Origin of the sequence: Paenarthrobacter sp. NPDC018779 (genome assembly GCF_044391085.1) — a bacterium.
In the GTDB taxonomy this organism is placed as follows: Bacteria; Actinomycetota; Actinomycetes; order Actinomycetales; family Micrococcaceae; genus Arthrobacter.
Genome location: NZ_JBIRZS010000004.1, coordinates 227,044 through 243,605, shown reverse-complemented (window position 1 = coordinate 243,605; position 16,562 = coordinate 227,044). Strand labels below are relative to the sequence as shown.

Sequence of the window (16,562 nt, the reverse complement as noted above, 5' to 3'; positions counted from 1 at the left end):
CTTTCTAGATGGCCGTAGGCTGCTGCTGCGTGATGCAGTGGATGCCGCCACCCCTGGCAAACAGCTCGCGGGCGTCAACACTGACCACGCGGCGTCCGGGGTAGGCATCGGCGAGAAGGCGGAGGGCTTTCTCGTCCATGGGGTCGTTGAAGCTGCAGGCGATGACCCCGCCATTGACTACGAGGTGGTTGATGTAGCTGTAGTCCACATACCCCTCGTCGTCCGTGAGTGTTTCCGGTGCGGGAACCTCGATGATGTTCCATTCCCGGCCCGCTGCGTCATGGGTGGTGCGCAGGAAGTCGATGATTTCCCGGGAAACCTTGTAGTCAGGGTGCTCGGGGTTCTGCTGGGAGTGGACCAGGAGCGTTCCCGGGCTGGAGATCGCTGCGACGATGTCCACGTGGCCGCGGGTGCCGAACTTCTCCGAATCACGGGTCAGTCCACGGGGCAACCACACGACGTGCGTCGCCCCGATGGTGCGGGCCAACTCTTGCTCGATGTCGGCCTTGGTCAGGCCCGGATTGCGGCCCTGGTCCAGCTGTACGGTTTCCGTCACCAGTACGGTGCCTTCACCGTCAACCTGGATTCCGCCGCCCTCGTTGACAATGCCGGACGGGACGTGCTGGACCCCGGCCCGGCCGGCAACGAACTCGGCGATGAGGGAGTCCTTGTCCCACGCAGCCCAGTCCTGGCCGCCCCAGCCGTTGAAGATCCAGTCCACAGCGCCGAGCTGCTTGTTGGCATCGAGTACGAAAGACGGACCGATGTCCCGCATCCAGGCGTCGTCCAGCTCAGCTGTCAGTACCTCGACGCGAGGGTCCAAGTAGCGCGCGGCCGTTTCGACGTCGTCGGGCGCTACCACCATGGTGACCGGTTCGAACTCAAGGATGGCGTTCGCGACGGCCGCCCAGGTGGAGCGCGCCGCATGGGCTTCTTCCTCGGTGTCGCCCAGGGTGTAGCCGCCCGTGGGGAAGGCCATCCAGACGCGGTCCTGCGGGGCCGTCTCGGACGGCATGCGCCAGGCGCTCACGCGGAGACTGCCTGTGCAGGAGCGGCACCCAGCGGAGCGTCCGGGTTCACCGGTTCCGTGAGGCGGGAGTAGGTTTCCGGGCGCCGGGTTGCCAGGAACGGGAAGAGCGTCAGCCAGTCCTTGCGCTGGTCGAGGTCCAGGTCAGCCACCAGGACTGCGGACTCATCGCGGGGTGCCTGGACCAGGATGCGGCCGTACGGATCGGAGATGAAGGAGGAACCGTAGAAGTTCAGGGTTCCTTCGCTGCCGTGGCGGTTGGGCGCGATCATGAAGAGGCCGTTGGCGATGCCGTTGCCCACGATCACCTGCTGCCACAGCGGCTGGGTATCGAAATCCGGGTGGTCCGGCTCGGAACCGATGGCCGTGGGATAGACCAGGATTTCCGCGCCGCCAAGGGAGTACACGCGGGCAAGTTCCGGGAACCATTCGTCCCAGCACGTCGGCATGCCCAGGCGGGCGCCGCCCAGTTCGGCGGGTGCGTGCACGGCGTAAGCGTCATCGGAGTCCGGGCCCTTGCGGAAGAACTTGTCCTCGTAGTAGCCGGCGGTAACTGGGATGTGGAGCTTGTGGGTGCGGGCCACGAGTTCGCCAGCGGGGGAGACCAGGATGGCGGTGTTGAGGCCAAGGCCGTCATCGGTACCGTCCGGGTTCTCGGCGCGCTGGTACAGCGAGGCATGGACGGACACGCCGAACTTCCTGGCTGCTTCTGCGGCGAAGGTGAAGGTGGGGCCGGTGAGCAAGTCCTCAGTGATGTCCGAGGGACGGATACCGACGGCGGGGTTGTTCTCCGGGCGGGTGTCCGCCGGGTAGCGGGACAGCGTCAGCTCAGGCAGGAAAACAACAGTGGCTCCCAGCTTGGCCGCGCGCTCGATGCCCTCGTTGAGCTCGGCGCGCAGGACGGCTTCGTCGGCGTGCCAGCGGTGCTGGACGACGCCGACCCGCAGCGGGGTGCGGGTGGACGGTTCGGTGCGTGCCAGGGAAGTCGGGGCTTCGAGGCGGGTAATTTCAATCATGATGGCATGTACTCCGGTGAGACGACTGTCACTAAATGAATAGCGTTCATTTAGTATGGCGGGAGTCACGCCTGAGCGCAAGGGTGGAAATGAACCTCGTTCTTTTATGACCGCTCGAGCGGCAGCGTTCAGCGCTTGGGGCGGGCCCTCACATGCATGCGCTCGCCTTGCTGGCCGAAGAGTGTCAGCAGTTCCACGGGCTCCGAGGTGGCGCTCGCGAACCAGTGCGGCGTGCGGGTATCGAATTCCGCGGCTTCGCCGGCCTTGAGGATGAAGTCGTTCTCGCCCAAAATCAACCTGAGCTTGCCGTTGAGGATGTACATCCAGTCATAACCCTCGTGGGACTGCGGGTTGGGCTCCTCCTTGCCCGTCCCTCCCGGCAGGATCATCTTGAAAGCCTGGATGCCGCCGGCTCTCTTGGTGAGCGGCAAAGCGGTTCCCCAGTGGTGGACGTGGGGCTTGAGGTGGATGCGGGGATCGCCCGTTTCCGGCGCGTCGATGAGTTCCTCGAGGGGTACCTGGTGCAGGCGGGCAATGGGCAGCAGGAGTTCCAGGGTTGGCTTCCGCTGCCCGGACTCGAGCCGGGACAGCGTGCTGACCGAAATGCCCGTGGCTTCGGAGGCCTCTGCGAGCGTCACGTTCTTCCGGGTGCGCAGGTCCCGAAGCCTGGGGCCGACGGAATCGAGGAGTTTGCTGAAATCGGAATCCATGCTCCCAGTTTGCCATAGCAGCAAACTTTCTTGCCGGTTTGCTTCGGGTCGCGAAACCATTGAATCCAAGCGTTGTGGGGCCTGCTTTGCGGCTTGTGAGTGCGGAATGGCGCGTAGAGCGGGCCTCGTAAGGGAAGAAGGGAAGCGTATGGAACAGCAGTATGACGTTGTAGTGATCGGTGGAGGGGCGGCCGGGCTGAGTGCGGCCGTCACGTTGGGCAGGGCTTTGCGCTCGGTGCTGGTCATCGACGCCGGAGAGCCCAGGAATGCGCCGGCGGCAGGCGTCCACGGATTCCTGTCCCGGGACGGCATGAGCCCGCTGGAACTGCTCGCTATAGGGCGGGAGGAAGTCCGGAAGTACGGCGGCAGCATCGTGGAAGGGGCTGCAGTAGCGGCGCGTTCGACGGCGGAGCCCGGCCCGGGTGCGGAGCCCGCCTTTGAGGTGGAGTTGGCCGATGGGCGGTTGGTTGGTGCGCGGCGTTTGCTGGTTGCGACCGGACTGAAGGACGTGCTCCCGGACATCGAGGGCATCAGTGAACGGTGGGGCAATGACGTGCTGCATTGCCCGTACTGTCACGGCTGGGAGGTGCGGAACACACGTATCGGGATCCTGGGAACCGGGCCGATGTCCATGCACCAGGCCCTGCTCTTCCGGCAATGGAGCCCGCACATCACCCTGTTCCTCAATGACCTGCTGGAGCCCACGGAGGAGGAGTGGGAGCAGTTGGCCGCCCGTTCCATCACGGTGGTTGACGGCAAAGTGGCCTCGCTTAAGGTCGAGGATGATGCCCTGTCCGGCGTCACCCTGGAATCGGGCAGGACCATTCCCGTGGAAGCCGCGGTGGTAGGTCCACGGATGGAAGCCCGCTCAGCTGTGCTTGAGTCGCTCGGCATCCAACCGGCCGAGCATCCCATGGGCGTGGGACACCACGTGGAAACCATGGCCCTCGGCGGTGCGACATCGATCCCCGGCGTGTGGGTGGCCGGTAATGTCACGGACCTGACTGGGCAGGTGGTGGCCGCTGCTGCCGCCGGCAATATGGCCGGAGCGGTGATCAACGCCGATCTCATGGTGGCCGAAACGCGTAGGGCAGTGGAGGCCGCGAGTCAGGGGTCTCCCGCAACGGTTTACTGACGGACTAGCGTGGTGCCCAGATCCTTTCAAGCCTTGAGATGGGGACACCATGAGAATCGTTGTCATTGGCGGCAGTGGACACATCGGCAGCTTCCTTGTGCCGCGGCTGGTGCGGGGTGGCCATGAGGTCATCAACGTCAGCCGCGGGAACCGGGCACCCTATGTGGAAAGCCCGGAATGGAGCCACGTCCACAGCGTGGCTGCGGACCGCGAGCAGGAGGACCGGGAGGGCACCTTCGGCGAGCGAATCGCGGAGCTGCATGCCGACGTCGTAATTGACCTGGTGTGCTTCACGCTCGACTCAGCCACGGCGTTGGTTGCATGCTTGCGCGGCGAGGCGGGCCATTTGCTGCACTGCGGTTCCATTTGGCGCTACGGGCCAAGCCGTAAGGTTCCCATTCCCGAGGAAGCCGATCTGCCGCCGTACGGTGAATACGGAATCCAGAAGGACAGGATCGCCCGGATGCTGAAGGAGGAAACCGCGAACGGTGGGCTGGCCACCACGTCGCTGCATCCCGGCCACATTGTGGGTCCGGGCTGGCATCCGATCGGCCCGCTCGGGAACCTGGACCCGGAAGTCTGGCGCACGCTCTCCGCAGGCGAACCACTGACCATTCCCGGCAGCGGGACGGAACTTATGCACCACGTCCACGCCGATGACTTGGCGCAGGCCTTCGAAAAGGCGGTGGAGCGCCGGCAGGAGGCGGCGGGGGAGGACTTCAACATCGTTGCGCCCACAGCGCTCAGTGTCCGCGGCTATGCCGGGATCGCTGCCGGGTGGTTCGGGCAGGCAGCCCGGCTCAACGCCGTCAGCTGGGACGAGTTCCGTGGTTCCACGCCGGAAGAGCACGCGGAGGCCAGCTGGGCGCACCTGCACCGCAACCATTGCTTCTCCATCCGAAAGGCCGAACGGCTCCTCGGATACCAGCCGCGCTATGAGCCGGAAGAGGCGGTGCTCGAATCCATCCAATGGCTCGTCGCCAACGGGAAGTTGCGCGTGGCAGAAGGGCTGCGGCCAAGCAATTAACGGTCGACTTGTAGCCCGAAGGCGAGGACGATTAAAGGGCAGCCATTGAAGGAGGTTGGTATGTGCTACGCGTACTATCAGGACTTCGAGCGGCGCACGAAGAAGGACTCCGCGCGCAAACCCGAAACCCGCAAGACTGAGGAAATGCCGGTTCAGCCGGTCGAGAAGCGGCCGCAGACAGAAGGCACGCTGTGGACGTTCCTGGCCCGCCGCCGTCGGGAGTTTGAGGTATCCGAACCGAAGATCGAACGCATCCGCGAGAAGGTCTGATTCAAGCAACGCGGGGTCACTTACGGCCCATTCCGAGGGGGATTATGGGCCGTAAGTGACTCCGCGTTGCTTTGTGGTGCTGCGGAGAACCAAGGCGGGCTCGATCAAGGTGCGCTCGGGTTCCAGGCCGTCGTCCTCGAGGCGTGCCAGCAGCCTGCGTGCCGCGTCCATTCCCACCACGTCGCTTCGGTTATCGATGGACGTCAGGTCCAGGTAACGCGACTTCGCCAGGGGCGAGTTGTCGTAGCCAATCACCGAGACGTCCGATGGCACGGACAGTCCGCGTGCCTTGAGCGCGGCGAAGGCTCCGAGCGCCATGGTGTCGTTGGCGGCGAAGATCGCGGTGGTGTCCGGATGGTGGTCCAGGAGCCAGCATGCGGACGCATAGCCGTCTTCTTCCGAGGTCCCGCCGGACTCGGCAACCACGCCGGGCAAACCGGCGGCCTCCATAGAGCGGCGGTAACCTGCGCGCCTGTGGTCGGAGGCGCCGTCGTGCCCTGACAGGTGGCCAATGCGGGTGTGGCCCAGCTGGAGAAGATGGTCCGTTGCCATGGCGCCGCCGAGGTCGTCATCGTTGGTGATCAGGTCGGCTCCGGCGGGGACGCCTTGGCGCCAACCCGCGACGACGGTGGGCACCCAGGTGCGGGCCAGCATGGATTCGCTGGGTTCGGCTGCGATGACCAGGGCGTCCACGTGCATGGCGAGGAGGCCGTCCGTCGCTTCCTTGATGCGGTTCTCGCCGGGACGCGAATCGGCCAGGGTGACTTGGTAGCCGGGCTCGGAAAGGACGGATTCCATGCCCCGGAGCAGGTCCACGAACCAGAGGTTCCGGTAGTCGTCGATGACCAATCCGATGCTCTTGGTGCGGTTGCTGGCCAGGGTGGTCGCAGCGCGGCTGGGCCGGTAACCGAGTTCGGTGATCGCGGTGTGCACGGCGTCCCGGCGCTTGGCGCTGACCCTTTCGGGGTCCTTGAGGAAGAGCGAAACCAACGACGGCGAGACGCCGGCCTGGGTGGCGACGTCGTAGAGAGTGGGGCGTCGGGACTGTGGAGTGGGCCGCGCGTCGGGTGTTTTCACGGAGTTCAGCATGCCTTTCGGGTCTGTCTTCGAGGATAGTCGGCGAATGATTGACAGGACATATGGACATAGCTACGATCAATGCCAGTGCAAAAATTGTAGCGCTACAAAATGCCGATCAGTGCCCCATCTGACGGCGGAATTTCGAAGGAGAAATCATGGCTGAAAGCCTCGGCGTCGCCGTTATCGGTGCAGGAATGGCGGGCAAGGCCCACGCCGCCGCCTACCGCACGGCATCTGCCCTCTACAGCCCGGTGCTGCCCCAGGTACGGCTTGTTTCGATCGGTGACGTGAACGCCGAATTCGGCTCCCTGGCTGCACGCCGGTTCGGGTATGAGCGTCATGACACGTCGTGGCAGGCGATCGCCGAAGCCGACGATATTGATGTGGTCAGCGTGGTGATTGCCAACTCGCTGCACCGCGAAGTGGTGGAAGGATTGTTGGCCGCGGGGAAGCACGTGCTGTGCGAGAAGCCCCTGAGCGACACATTGGAGGACGCCCGTGCCATGGCTGACGCGGCCCGTGCTGCCGAGGCCCGCGGCAACCTGGCCCGCATTGGCTTCACGTTCCGCCGCACCCCGGGCATTGCCTACATCCGTGAATTGATCCAGAACGGTGTGCTGGGCAATGTGCTGCATTTCAGTGGCCGGTACTGGACCGATTACGGCTTCAGCCCTTCCGCTCCCATGAGTTGGCGCTACAAGGGCGGGCCCGGCTCGGGTGCGCTGGCCGACGTCGGAAGCCACCTGACGTACGTCTCTGAGTTCTTGTGCGGCGACATCAAGTCCATCAGCGGCGGCCGCCTGACTACTGCGATCGACAAGCGTCCGCTGCCATTGAGCGCAGTCATGGGTCACGACCACGTGGCCGTTAGCGACACCTTCGAGGCCGTGGAGAACGACGACTACGCGGCCTTCAACGCCGAGTTCGCCAACGGTGCGGGCAGCTTCGAAGTGTCCCGGGTTGCTGCCGGACACGCCAACAGCCTGCAGTTCGAGGTGTTCTGCGAAAACGGCGGCGCGAAATTCGACCAGCGCCGTCCCAACGAAATCCAGCTCTTCCTCAACGACGAGTCCGGCCTGCAGAACGGCTACCGCCAGGTGATCCTCGGCCCCGGACACCCGTACATTGCCGGTGGTTTGGCGATGGACGCCCCGGAGGTCGGTTTCGGCCAGAACGACGCGTTCGGCTACCAGACCCGCGCCTTCCTCGAAGAGATCGCCGGCCTTTCCGAGGCAGAGTCGCTGCCCCGCTGCGCCACGTTCGATGAAGGGGTCCGCAACATGGAACTCCTCGAGGCCGTCACCGAATCCGCCCTGAACAACGGAAAGAAGATCACGCTATGAAACTCGGTGTCTACAACGCGATCCTGCACGACCGCCCGCTTCCGGAGGCCTTGAAGGTCATCGCGGACCTGGGCCTGACCGGCATCGAGATCAACACCGGCGGGTTCCTACCGGCCGTCCACGTGCCCACCATGGACCAAATCCTGGTCTCGGACGCGGCCCGGGACGACTATTTGGGACTCTTCGAAGGCACCGGGGTGTCCATCGCCGGCCTGAACTGCAACGGAAACCCCCTGCACCCGCGCCCGGAAATCGGCGAGAAGCACGCCGAGGACATCCGCCGTTCCATCCGCCTGGCACAGCGTTTGGGCCAGGATCGTTTGGTCACCATGTCCGGGTTGCCCGGCGGTGAACCCGGAGCCACAGTGGTGAACTGGGTGGTCAACGCCTGGAACTCCGCCGCGCTGGACGTGCTGGATTACCAGTGGGGCGTGGCCGCGGAGTTCTGGAAGGAAACCGACCGGCTGGCAGCAGACCACGGCGTGAAGGTAGCCCTGGAGTTGCACCCGCAGAACATCGTGTTCAACACCGCCGACGTGCACAAGCTCATCGAGCTCACCGGCGCCACGCACGTGGGCGTGGAACTGGACGCTTCCCACCTGTTCTGGCAGCAAATGGACCCCGTCACCGTGGTCCGCGAACTCGGACCCCTGGTCTTCCAGGCCGCCGCGAAAGACGTCCGCGTCAACACGGACAACGCCGCGCTCTACGGCGTGCTGGACAACAGCTTCCGCAGGCTCTCGGCCGAGGAGAACCGCACCAACCTGGGTGGCGACGAGTGGGCCAACGAGTGGCCGAAGAACTCGGCCTGGGACTTCGTTGCCCTGGGCCGCGGCCACGACACCGCCTACTGGACCGAGTTCCTCCGCGCCCTCCACGAAGTTGATCCGAACATGCTGGTCAACATCGAACACGAGGACGTGTCGCTCGGCCGGATCGAAGGACTCGAAGTTGCGGCCAACGTCCTCCGCGACGCCGACGCCGCCCTCGAAGCGTCGCTCAACGTCCCTGCCTGACGCGCTGACCCCGTCCAACGGACTATTCGCCCTGGAACGCCATGGTGCGTGGTCCGTTGGGCGGGGTTTTGCGTTTAAGAACCGAGCTCTGCCCGCAGCGGGTACGTGCCGGCGTCGAGAATCACTTGGATGCACGCCCCGGTGGCGGGGTTCAGCAGGATGGGCGCCATGAGGTTCACCGTGGTCTTCTCCGCCGAGGGGTTCACTACCACCAATGTGGTCCCTTCCGCGGAGGCCAGCCCAACGGCTTCCAGTGCGAAACGCGGAATGGCCGGGGCATAGTCCGGCACGTACACCGAAGCGTCGGCGACGAACATCCGTACCTGCGGATTCGTGGCCTCCAAGGCGAACAATCCTTCGGCACCCGGAACGCCACGCAGGGTGAAACCTTCCGCGGCCTCGAGTCCGGGCAGGGGAGCGGCGAAAGCCAGGGCCGTGCTCATCGCAGGAAATCCATCAACGTAGGCTGCAATACCTTGGCGGTCACCGCGAGGGCCACTTGGTAGTTGGTCTCCTGCACCTTCAAATCCATGACAGCCTTTCCCAAATCCAGGTCTTCCACCCGTGACCTCTGCGTTTCCAGCGTAGCTTTCATCCCTTCCAATGAGTCCTGGGCCTGACCCAGGCGTGTTTGCCGCATGCCCACATCGGCGCGGCCGTCGATGACCGATTGGATCCCCGCGCCAATGGCCGCAAGCCGTCCGTTGGGGTTGACCCCTGCGCGGATGTCAGCCACCACGTCACCCACCATGGCGAAAACCGAGCCGGCGCCGCTGCCGAAGATGGCACCGCCGTCGGAATCCACGCGCACGGTCCGTGACGCATCCACGCGACGCTCCACCGACGCTCCGGCCCCACCGTTGAACACCGGGGGAGTGCCGTTGGTGAACGCGCCGTCCGTATCCGAGCTGCCGGCGAAGACGTTGCGGCCCAGGTACTGCGTATTGGCCTGCGTCAGGAGGTCCTTGCCGAGGCCTTCGATTTCGACGGCGATGGCCTCCTTCGCGGAATCGTTCAGCGTGCCGTTGGCCACTTGGACCACGAGGTCCCGCACCCGGTTCAGGATGTTGGTGGACTGGCCCAGCGCGGTGTCGGCGGCGGCCAGCCAGCCGTTTCCGTCGCTGATATTGCTGCCATATTGATTGGCCGCGTTGAGCTGGCCCCGGAGGGCGATGGCCTGTGCGGCACCCGCTGGATCGTCCGAGGGGCGGTTGATGTTCTTGAGTGTGAGTGCCCGGTCCTGCAGCTCGGCCAGCCGGGTTTGCGCCGATTGCAGGCTGCGCTGCGACGAGGCCGCCATCATGTGGGTGGTAACGCGGTTGATCATGGCTTACCTTCCCACCAGTCCGGTGCGGTTGATCAGGACGTCCAAGGCCTCGTCGATCGCGGTCATCACACGGGCCGCGGCCTGGTAGGCGTGCTGCCCGGCGAGGAGGTTGATGTTTTCCTCGTCCAGGCTGACTCCGGCACCTGAGTTGCGCTGCCCGACGGCGGCAACTCCCGCTGCGTCGGCCAGTTGCGAATGCTGTTGTGCCGAGCGGGAGGCCATGCCGATCCCGGAAACGACTCCGCTCCAGAAAACATCCGGCGACGTGGAGGATGAACCAATGAGGGAAAGGGAATCGGCGATGCTTCCATCCAAGGCACCCGCGCCGGCAGCTCCCGTGGCGATTCCGGCCCCACTGCCCGGGACCACCCTGAGTGACAGGGCCGCAGGGACGCCGGGGGTGGTGGCGAAGAAGTCCAGGTTGCCGGCACCGGTGGTGGACTGCCCCGTGCGGTGGATGGCGTTGACGTCGTTCATGAGCTGCGTTGCGAAGGCATCGTAGGATGCCGCGGCCTGGGCGAGGGCGCCGCCGGTGCCGCTCCCGTTGGCCGGTGCCAGGAGGGACACCGCCCCGGCGAGTTCACCGCCGTCGAGGTTTACCGCCATGCCCGGACGGTCCGCCCATTCCAGCTGCACCGGTGTTGTGCTGCCGAGGGTCGTGGGGCCGGCGAGGGTCAGCACGCGGGCCGACGTTCCGGAGACCAGGGCGTTGCCCCCGATGAAGACGTCAGCAGTGCCATCGGCATTCTCGCGGACCGTCCCACCGGCCATCGAGGCAATGGACTCCGTCAACTGGTTGCGGGCATCGATGAGCTCGTTCGCGGACCCGCCGGCAGCCACCGTGGACCGGATCCGCCCGTTGAGGTCCGCCACGCGCCCGGCGGCGGCGTTGAGCTCGTTGACGTTGGCCGCGGTTTCACCCCGGACCCGACTCCACTGGGCGTCCAGGGCCCTGTAGCCTGCGGAGACCGTCTCGGTCAGGGTAGCCGCCGATTCGAGCAGGACCGACGTCGGAGCGGACTCGCCCGGGTGGTTCGCCACTCCCTGCCATGCCGCCCAAAAGGTTTGCAACGCCGTCGAGAGTCCATGCGGACCGGGTTCCTGCAACGAGTCCTCAAGCCGCTGCAATTCCGTGGACCGGATGGTTGCGTAACCGGACGCGGCGGCGGTGTTGCGGACGCCAGCGTCGAGGAAGCTGCTGCCCAGCCGTGCGATCCCGTCAACGGACACGCCTTGCCCGGCCTGCCCGATGCCCGGGTTGAGCCCCACGGGCACCGGCGCTCCGATGGCCGACTGCTCGATCCGCTGGCGGGTGTAGCCGGCAGTGGAGGCGTTGGCGATGTTTTGTCCGGCCAGGTTGATGGTTTGCTGCGCTGCGGTGAGGCCGCGGTAGGCCGTGTTGAGTCCGCCGAAGGTGCTCACTGTGTGTTCCTCCTCAGAACTTCCGGTCCACCAGGTGGGCGGTTGGGGTGTCGCCCGTGCGGCCGTGGGAATCGTACGTGCCGGCCACCGGTTTCAGGTCCGCCAGGGTCTCCTGGGTGGAGCGGACCGCTGCCCGGAGGAACTGTTCATTGGCGTCGCGGAGTTCCTTGATGGTGGCCGTTTGTTGCCGCATGGCCGTCAAGTGGGACGTCAGGACGTCCGCCCACGCAGGCTCCGGTGCCGAGGCCGCCAGTTCGGCGAGCGAGGAATCCGGGGAGATGCCCCATTGTTCGGCCACGGCTGCGATCTCGACGGCCCGGGCCAGGCCGGCCTGGGATACACGGTCCAGGACCTGTTCCACTTCCCGGGTGCCGTGCGGCAACCAACGGGACTTGCCGGCCGTCAGCAGCAATTGCTCTTCTTCGAGCTTGAACGTCAGCAGATCCAGGAGCTCACGTTCTCGCCACAGCAGGGCTGACAGTTCATGGATAGCCACTGAGGTCAACTCCAGTTCTGGTTTTGGGGATGTCCCCATTTGCTATCGGCCGGGAGCGTTGCAGCGTTAGCTTCCGGCGGCGTCGAAAGCTCATTGAAGTTTTTGCTAACCGCGCTGCTGGCTGTTCCGATAGTGCGCTGTGACGGCCCACGGATGGGCTGCCACACAGTAAGTCCAGATCACGGAGGAAAAATCATGGGCATGCAGATCAACAACAACCTGATGGCAAACAACGCGTACCGCAGCTTGAACGCCACGCAGGACACCCTTGCCAAGTCGATGGAAAAGCTCTCCAGCGGCCTGCGCATCAACCGTGCCGCTGACGACGCGGCCGGCCTTGCCATCTCGGAGGGCCTCAAGTCCCAGGTGAGCGGCTCCTCGGTTGCCGCCCGTAACGCCCAGGACGGCATCAGCATCATCCAGACCACGGAAGGTGCCCTCACCGAAGTCCACTCCGTTCTGCAGCGCATGCGCGACCTCGCAGTCCAGGGTGCCTCGGACTCCAACAACGCGGACGCGCGTACGGCCATCAAGACCGAAGCCGATTCGCTGGGCAAGGAGCTGGACCGCATCACGCAGTCCACCAACTTCAACGGCATCGACCTCCTCAAGGGTGGCGCGGCGCTGAACATCCAGGTGGGTACTGCCGGTTCGGCCAACGATGTCATTGCCGTCAACCTCGGCGACGTAGCAACGGCAGCGGGCACGCTGTCCGGCGCCGCCGGTGCCACGGGCTTCGATGTCACCACCAACGCCAACGCCCAGACCACCATCACGGCGATTGACGCAGCCATCAAGGCAGTCTCCACGCAGCGTTCGGACCTTGGTGCAAGCCAGAACCGACTGGACCACGCCATCAAGTCGCTGAACGTTGCCGGCGAGAACCTGCAGGCTGCACAGTCCCGCATCGCGGACACTGACATGGCTGCGGAAATGGTCAAGTACACCAAGGCCAACATCCTGTCCCAGGCAGGCACGGCCATGCTGGCACAGGCCAACCAGTCCGGCCAGGGCGTTCTCTCGCTCCTGCGCTAAACGCTCCTGCGCTAACGCCTCTGGGCTGATGTGGCGACCGGCCGGGCCCCCATCCCGGCCGGCCGCCGCTCGGCGCGGCTCTTGAACAAACCTGGAAGGAGAACCTGTGACAACCGCCATCGACGGGCTCGCCAGTGGGCTGAACACCACGGCGATCATCAACTCCCTGATGTCCGTCGAAGCCTTGCCGCAGACCCAGCTCAAGACCAAGCTGGCCTCCAACCAGACGGTCATTTCCACCCTGCAGTCCCTCAACTCCAAGCTCACGGCGCTGAAGGATCTTTCCGTTGCAGGTTCCGCCACCGGCGCGCTGAACCTGTTCACTGCCACCAGCAGTTCCCCTTCCGTCACGGCAAAAACCACGACGGCGGCCACTGCGGGATCGATCGACCTGACCGTGACGCAGTTGGCCCAGACGCAGGTAAACGTCACCGCGGCCATGGCCTCCTGGCCCACCGACGGTGGTGCGCCGGCACACTTGGTGATCGTTGATTCCACGGGTAAGACGACCGAGATTGCTCCTGCGAGCACTTCCTTGGATGACGTGGTTTCGGCGATCAACGCAGCGTCCGGCGGCGCTCATGCGGTGAAGGTTCCGGCAGGCAACGGCACCTACCGCCTGCAACTCACGGCGTCCACGTCCGGAGCAGCCGGAGCCTTTACCGCCTACCAAGGCACAGCCGCGCAAGTGGCGGGCGGCACCGCGGTGGACCTCATGGCGGACCCGACCGCCGCCGTCGTACGCTCCGCCCAGGACGCCAAAGCGACCCTGTACGCGGGCACTGCGGCCGAGCAGGTCCTGACCTCGGGAACCAATACGTTCACGGATGTGCTGCCGGGCGTGTCCGTCACGGCCACCGCAGTGAGCACCGGGCCGGTGACCGTGACCGTTGCCAGCGACGTCCCCGGCATCACCAAGAAGGCCGAAGACCTGGTGAAGTCCGTCAACGACGTCCTCAGCTTCGTGTCCATGTACAGTGCGGTCTCCAAGACCACGGACTCCAGCGGAGCCACCGTCCCCAAAGCCGGGATCCTGACCGGCAACACCAGCGTGCGCGCCGTCAATGACCAGGTGGTGGCAGCACTTTCCCGACCCATCGACGGGAAGTCGCCGGCAGAATACGGCATCAACATCACCAAGGACGGGAATTTCACGTTCGATTCGGAGAAGTTTGCCGCAGCGTTGTCGGCCGATCCGGCCGCGACCCAAGCGGCGGTGCAGGCTTTGGCGGGGCGGGTTGCCGACGCAGCCAAGGCCGCTTCCGATCCCTTCAACGGCTCCATTTCCAGCCTCATCAAGGGCCGCGAATCCGAAATCCGGGACCTGGGCACCAGAATCGCCGACTGGGACCAGCGCCTCGCGACGCGACGGGCCACGCTCCAGTCCGTCTATACCAACATGGAGGTGCTGCTCGGCGGCCTCCAATCGCAGTCCAGTTGGTTGTCCGGGCAGATTTCCAGCCTCCCGAAGCAGTCCACAGGAGAATAGCCATGACCTACAGTGCCCTTCGCGCCCAGCAGCTCTCGCGCTACAACGACGACGCCGTCCTCTCCGCGCCGCCTGCCCGACTGCTCACCATGCTGTACGACCGCCTCCTGCTGGATTTGAAGCGCGCCCGCCTTGCCCAGGAAAACAGCAATTGGGACTCGGCCCGCGAAAACCTGCTGCACGCCCAGGCAATTGTCGCCGAGCTCCAGGCGACGCTCCGGGTGGACCTCTGGGACGGAGCCGCTTCGCTTGCCAGCATCTATGAGTACGCCATGCAGGCCCTTATTGGCGCCAACATCTACCGCGACGTGGAGCGGACCAAGGAGTGCATCGAGCTCCTGGAACCGCTGCGGCAGGGGTGGCACGAGGCGGCGGCGCAATTGCCCGTGGAAGCGCCTGTTGCTTCGGGTTCCGTTGCTGCCTCGGGGCGGGCGCTCGGTGTCGCTTGACGCTTGGTCCGCCGTCCTGGACCGGTTGGAGGCGGACATCGCCGTGGCTGTCTCCGGCGGGTTCCCGCCGTCGTGGGAGCCGCCGCGTGATGCCGGTCCGCTGCCCGTCGCCTTGGAGGCACGGGCACGGCAGGTCCTCGACGCGCAGGCCGACGCCATGGACCTCCTGGCCCGCTTGAAGTACGACGCCGGCTCGCAACTCGGTGCGCTCGCTGCGGTCCCGTCCGGGCCGGGTTCCTCGCAGCCACTCCTCCTGGACGTGCGCGGCTGACTTTTCCTGGTTGGGCCGGCGGGTCAGGCCAGGAACTCCCGGGCTGCCGTGACCAAGGCATCCGTGCCAATGCCCAGCGTCGGTTGGATCACCGGGGCGAAGTACGGGGAGTGGTTGGACGGCACATCCTCCGGAAGCCGTCCCTTCTCTGCGAAATCCTTGGCGTAATGCGGTTCGATCCCGCCCAGGAACCAGAACACCAGTGGTGCGCCGGCCGCCGTCGCCAGCATCCCGACGTCCTCGCTTCCGGAAACCGGGCCGGGATCGATCACTTGGTGGGCGCCGAAAGTGGTCCTGAAAGCCGCGTCCACCCTTTTCGCCGCTGCATCGTCGTTGACGGTCAGGGGAAAGCGCTCCTCGTAGTGGAAGTCGGGTTCCTGGGTGGCGCCCGAGGCGGTGGCCTCGCTCCGCACAATACGTTCGACGGCGGCCAGCACCTTCTCGCGTGTTGGCTCGCTGAAGGACCGGATACTGAGGCCCAAGGTGGCCGTTTCGGGGATGATGTTGTTCTTGGTTCCGGCGTGAAGTTGGCCGACAGTCACCACCGCCGAATCACTCGGGGCGATTTCGCGGGAAACCACGCCTTGGAGCCGGACGGTTGCCGCAGCTGCCATGAGGACGGGGTCCACCGTGGTTTCGGGACGCGAACCGTGACCGCCCCGGCCATGCAAGGTGACGTTGAGCGAATCCGCCGAAGCCATGGCAACGCCGGACCGGAGCCCGAACCAGCCAGCCGGGAAGGGCGCCACGTGCTGGCCGAGCACCACATCCGGCTTGGGGATGCGAGCGTAGAGGCCGTCCTTGACCATCGCATTCGCTCCGCCGCCCCACTCCTCGGCGGGCTGTAACAGGGCGATGAGCGTGCCTTGCCACTCCTGCTTCTGGTTGACGAGTTTCTCCACCGCGCCCAGGAGGCACGTGACGTGGACGTCGTGACCACACGCGTGCATCACGGGTACCTCGCGGCCTTCATGGTCTTCGCCCGTGGCGGTGCTGGCGTAGTCCAGGCCGGTGGCTTCCTTGACGGGGAGCGCGTCCATGTCGGCCCGGAGCATCACCACCGGACCGTCGCCGTTGTTGAGGACGCCCACCACGCCCGTCTTGCCGATGTTGCGGTGCACGGCAAGGCCCAGCTCTTCGAGGTGCCCCGCCACGATGCCTGCCGTGCGGACTTCCTGGAAGGACAGCTCCGGATTCGAATGCAGGTCTTTGTACAGCTCTTCTAGGTCAATGCCCACGGACTTACCCCTTACCGTTCGACGCCTGGGAATGGGGCCAGTGTAGCGAGTGGGGCTGAGGGGCGCCTGGGTCCCGCAACTGGAAGAACGACGGCGGCACTCGCCTTGGTGCCGACGGCGTGGTGCGGACGGCGTGGTGCGGACGGCGTGGTGCGGACGGTGCTTGGCACGCTGGTTCCACCCGTCCGGTGCAGACTTGGATGCATGGCTG

Annotated in this window: 18 protein-coding genes; 9 read left to right on the top strand and 9 right to left on the bottom strand. The window is 65.4% G+C overall.

What is annotated here, in order from left to right:
* Positions 1-4: 4 nt before the first annotated feature.
* From ACH488_RS07420 to ACH488_RS07410, 3 genes are all read right to left on the bottom strand, one after another.
* Positions 5-1,030, bottom strand: coding sequence for an agmatine/peptidylarginine deiminase (locus ACH488_RS07420; protein WP_397323227.1), 1,026 nt, complete (start codon positions 1,028-1,030; stop codon positions 5-7).
* Complete coding sequence (locus tag ACH488_RS07415; RefSeq protein WP_397323226.1) at positions 1,027-2,043, bottom strand: nitrilase-related carbon-nitrogen hydrolase; 1,017 nt, start codon at positions 2,041-2,043, stop codon at positions 1,027-1,029. Before ACH488_RS07415 ends, ACH488_RS07420 begins: the two co-directional genes overlap by 4 nt.
* A 128-nt stretch (positions 2,044-2,171) precedes the next feature.
* Positions 2,172-2,753, bottom strand: a complete 582-nt coding sequence (locus ACH488_RS07410) for a helix-turn-helix domain-containing protein (RefSeq protein WP_397323225.1) — start codon at positions 2,751-2,753, stop codon at positions 2,172-2,174.
* Positions 2,754-2,901: 148 nt separating this feature from the next.
* Here ACH488_RS07410 and ACH488_RS07405 point away from each other — a divergent pair, with 148 nt between their 5' ends.
* The 3 genes from ACH488_RS07405 to ACH488_RS07395 are packed head-to-tail and all read left to right on the top strand — an operon-like array spanning position 2,902 to position 5,185.
* On the top strand, positions 2,902-3,888 hold the full coding sequence (locus tag ACH488_RS07405) for an NAD(P)/FAD-dependent oxidoreductase (protein ID WP_397323224.1): 987 nt from the start codon (positions 2,902-2,904) through the stop codon (positions 3,886-3,888).
* Between the two features lie 49 nt (positions 3,889-3,937).
* Complete coding sequence (locus ACH488_RS07400; RefSeq protein ID WP_397323223.1) at positions 3,938-4,915, top strand: NAD-dependent epimerase/dehydratase family protein; 978 nt, start codon at positions 3,938-3,940, stop codon at positions 4,913-4,915.
* A gap of 60 nt (positions 4,916-4,975) precedes the next feature.
* Positions 4,976-5,185, top strand: coding sequence for a hypothetical protein (locus tag ACH488_RS07395; RefSeq protein WP_397323222.1), 210 nt, complete (start codon positions 4,976-4,978; stop codon positions 5,183-5,185).
* Between the two features lie 42 nt (positions 5,186-5,227).
* Here ACH488_RS07395 and ACH488_RS07390 read toward each other — a convergent pair whose 3' ends face one another.
* Positions 5,228-6,262 (bottom strand): LacI family DNA-binding transcriptional regulator, encoded by a 1,035-nt coding sequence (locus tag ACH488_RS07390; protein WP_397323221.1) that lies wholly within the window; start codon positions 6,260-6,262, stop codon positions 5,228-5,230.
* A 158-nt stretch (positions 6,263-6,420) separates the two neighbouring features.
* Here ACH488_RS07390 and ACH488_RS07385 point away from each other — a divergent pair, with 158 nt between their 5' ends.
* Both ACH488_RS07385 and ACH488_RS07380 read left to right on the top strand, forming a co-directional pair.
* On the top strand, positions 6,421-7,608 hold the full coding sequence (locus ACH488_RS07385) for a Gfo/Idh/MocA family protein (protein WP_397323220.1): 1,188 nt from the start codon (positions 6,421-6,423) through the stop codon (positions 7,606-7,608).
* On the top strand, positions 7,605-8,624 hold the full coding sequence (locus ACH488_RS07380) for a sugar phosphate isomerase/epimerase family protein (RefSeq protein ID WP_397323219.1): 1,020 nt from the start codon (positions 7,605-7,607) through the stop codon (positions 8,622-8,624). Before ACH488_RS07385 ends, ACH488_RS07380 begins: the two co-directional genes overlap by 4 nt.
* 74 nt (positions 8,625-8,698) lie before the next feature.
* Here the strand turns inward: ACH488_RS07380 and ACH488_RS07375 are convergent, their stop codons facing one another.
* Genes ACH488_RS07375 through ACH488_RS07360 form a run of 4 tightly spaced genes read right to left on the bottom strand, consistent with a single transcriptional unit; the run spans position 8,699 to position 11,869 of the window.
* Positions 8,699-9,067, bottom strand: coding sequence for a flagellar assembly protein FliW (locus ACH488_RS07375; RefSeq protein WP_397323218.1), 369 nt, complete (start codon positions 9,065-9,067; stop codon positions 8,699-8,701).
* A complete protein-coding gene (flgL, locus tag ACH488_RS07370; protein ID WP_397323217.1) occupies positions 9,064-9,951 on the bottom strand; it encodes a flagellar hook-associated protein FlgL in 888 nt (295 codons plus the stop codon). Before flgL ends, ACH488_RS07375 begins: the two co-directional genes overlap by 4 nt.
* A gap of 3 nt (positions 9,952-9,954) precedes the next feature.
* On the bottom strand, positions 9,955-11,373 hold the full coding sequence (gene flgK, locus ACH488_RS07365) for a flagellar hook-associated protein FlgK (protein ID WP_397323216.1): 1,419 nt from the start codon (positions 11,371-11,373) through the stop codon (positions 9,955-9,957).
* A 13-nt stretch (positions 11,374-11,386) separates the two neighbouring features.
* Complete coding sequence (locus ACH488_RS07360; protein WP_397323215.1) at positions 11,387-11,869, bottom strand: flagellar protein FlgN; 483 nt, start codon at positions 11,867-11,869, stop codon at positions 11,387-11,389.
* 195 nt (positions 11,870-12,064) lie between these two features.
* On the opposite strand from ACH488_RS07360, the gene ACH488_RS07355 reads away from it, so the two are divergent.
* The 4 genes from ACH488_RS07355 to ACH488_RS07340 all read left to right on the top strand — a co-directional run bounded on the left by ACH488_RS07355 (position 12,065) and on the right by ACH488_RS07340 (position 15,113).
* Positions 12,065-12,904 carry a flagellin gene (locus ACH488_RS07355; RefSeq protein ID WP_397323214.1) on the top strand — a complete coding sequence of 280 codons (840 nt, stop codon included), beginning with the start codon at positions 12,065-12,067 and terminating at the stop codon, positions 12,902-12,904.
* 106 nt (positions 12,905-13,010) lie between these two features.
* The gene (fliD, locus tag ACH488_RS07350) at positions 13,011-14,393 is read left to right on the top strand and encodes a flagellar filament capping protein FliD (protein WP_397323213.1); all 1,383 of its coding nucleotides are present in this window, start codon (positions 13,011-13,013) and stop codon (positions 14,391-14,393) included.
* A gap of 2 nt (positions 14,394-14,395) precedes the next feature.
* The gene (gene fliS / locus ACH488_RS07345) at positions 14,396-14,842 is read left to right on the top strand and encodes a flagellar export chaperone FliS (RefSeq protein WP_397323212.1); all 447 of its coding nucleotides are present in this window, start codon (positions 14,396-14,398) and stop codon (positions 14,840-14,842) included.
* Positions 14,832-15,113 (top strand): hypothetical protein, encoded by a 282-nt coding sequence (locus tag ACH488_RS07340; protein ID WP_397323211.1) that lies wholly within the window; start codon positions 14,832-14,834, stop codon positions 15,111-15,113. The genes fliS and ACH488_RS07340 overlap by 11 nt, the downstream gene beginning before the upstream one ends.
* 23 nt (positions 15,114-15,136) lie before the next feature.
* On the opposite strand, the gene ACH488_RS07335 is transcribed toward ACH488_RS07340, so the two are convergent.
* Positions 15,137-16,351, bottom strand: coding sequence for an amidohydrolase (locus ACH488_RS07335; protein ID WP_397323209.1), 1,215 nt, complete (start codon positions 16,349-16,351; stop codon positions 15,137-15,139).
* Positions 16,352-16,562: the final 211 nt, after the last annotated feature.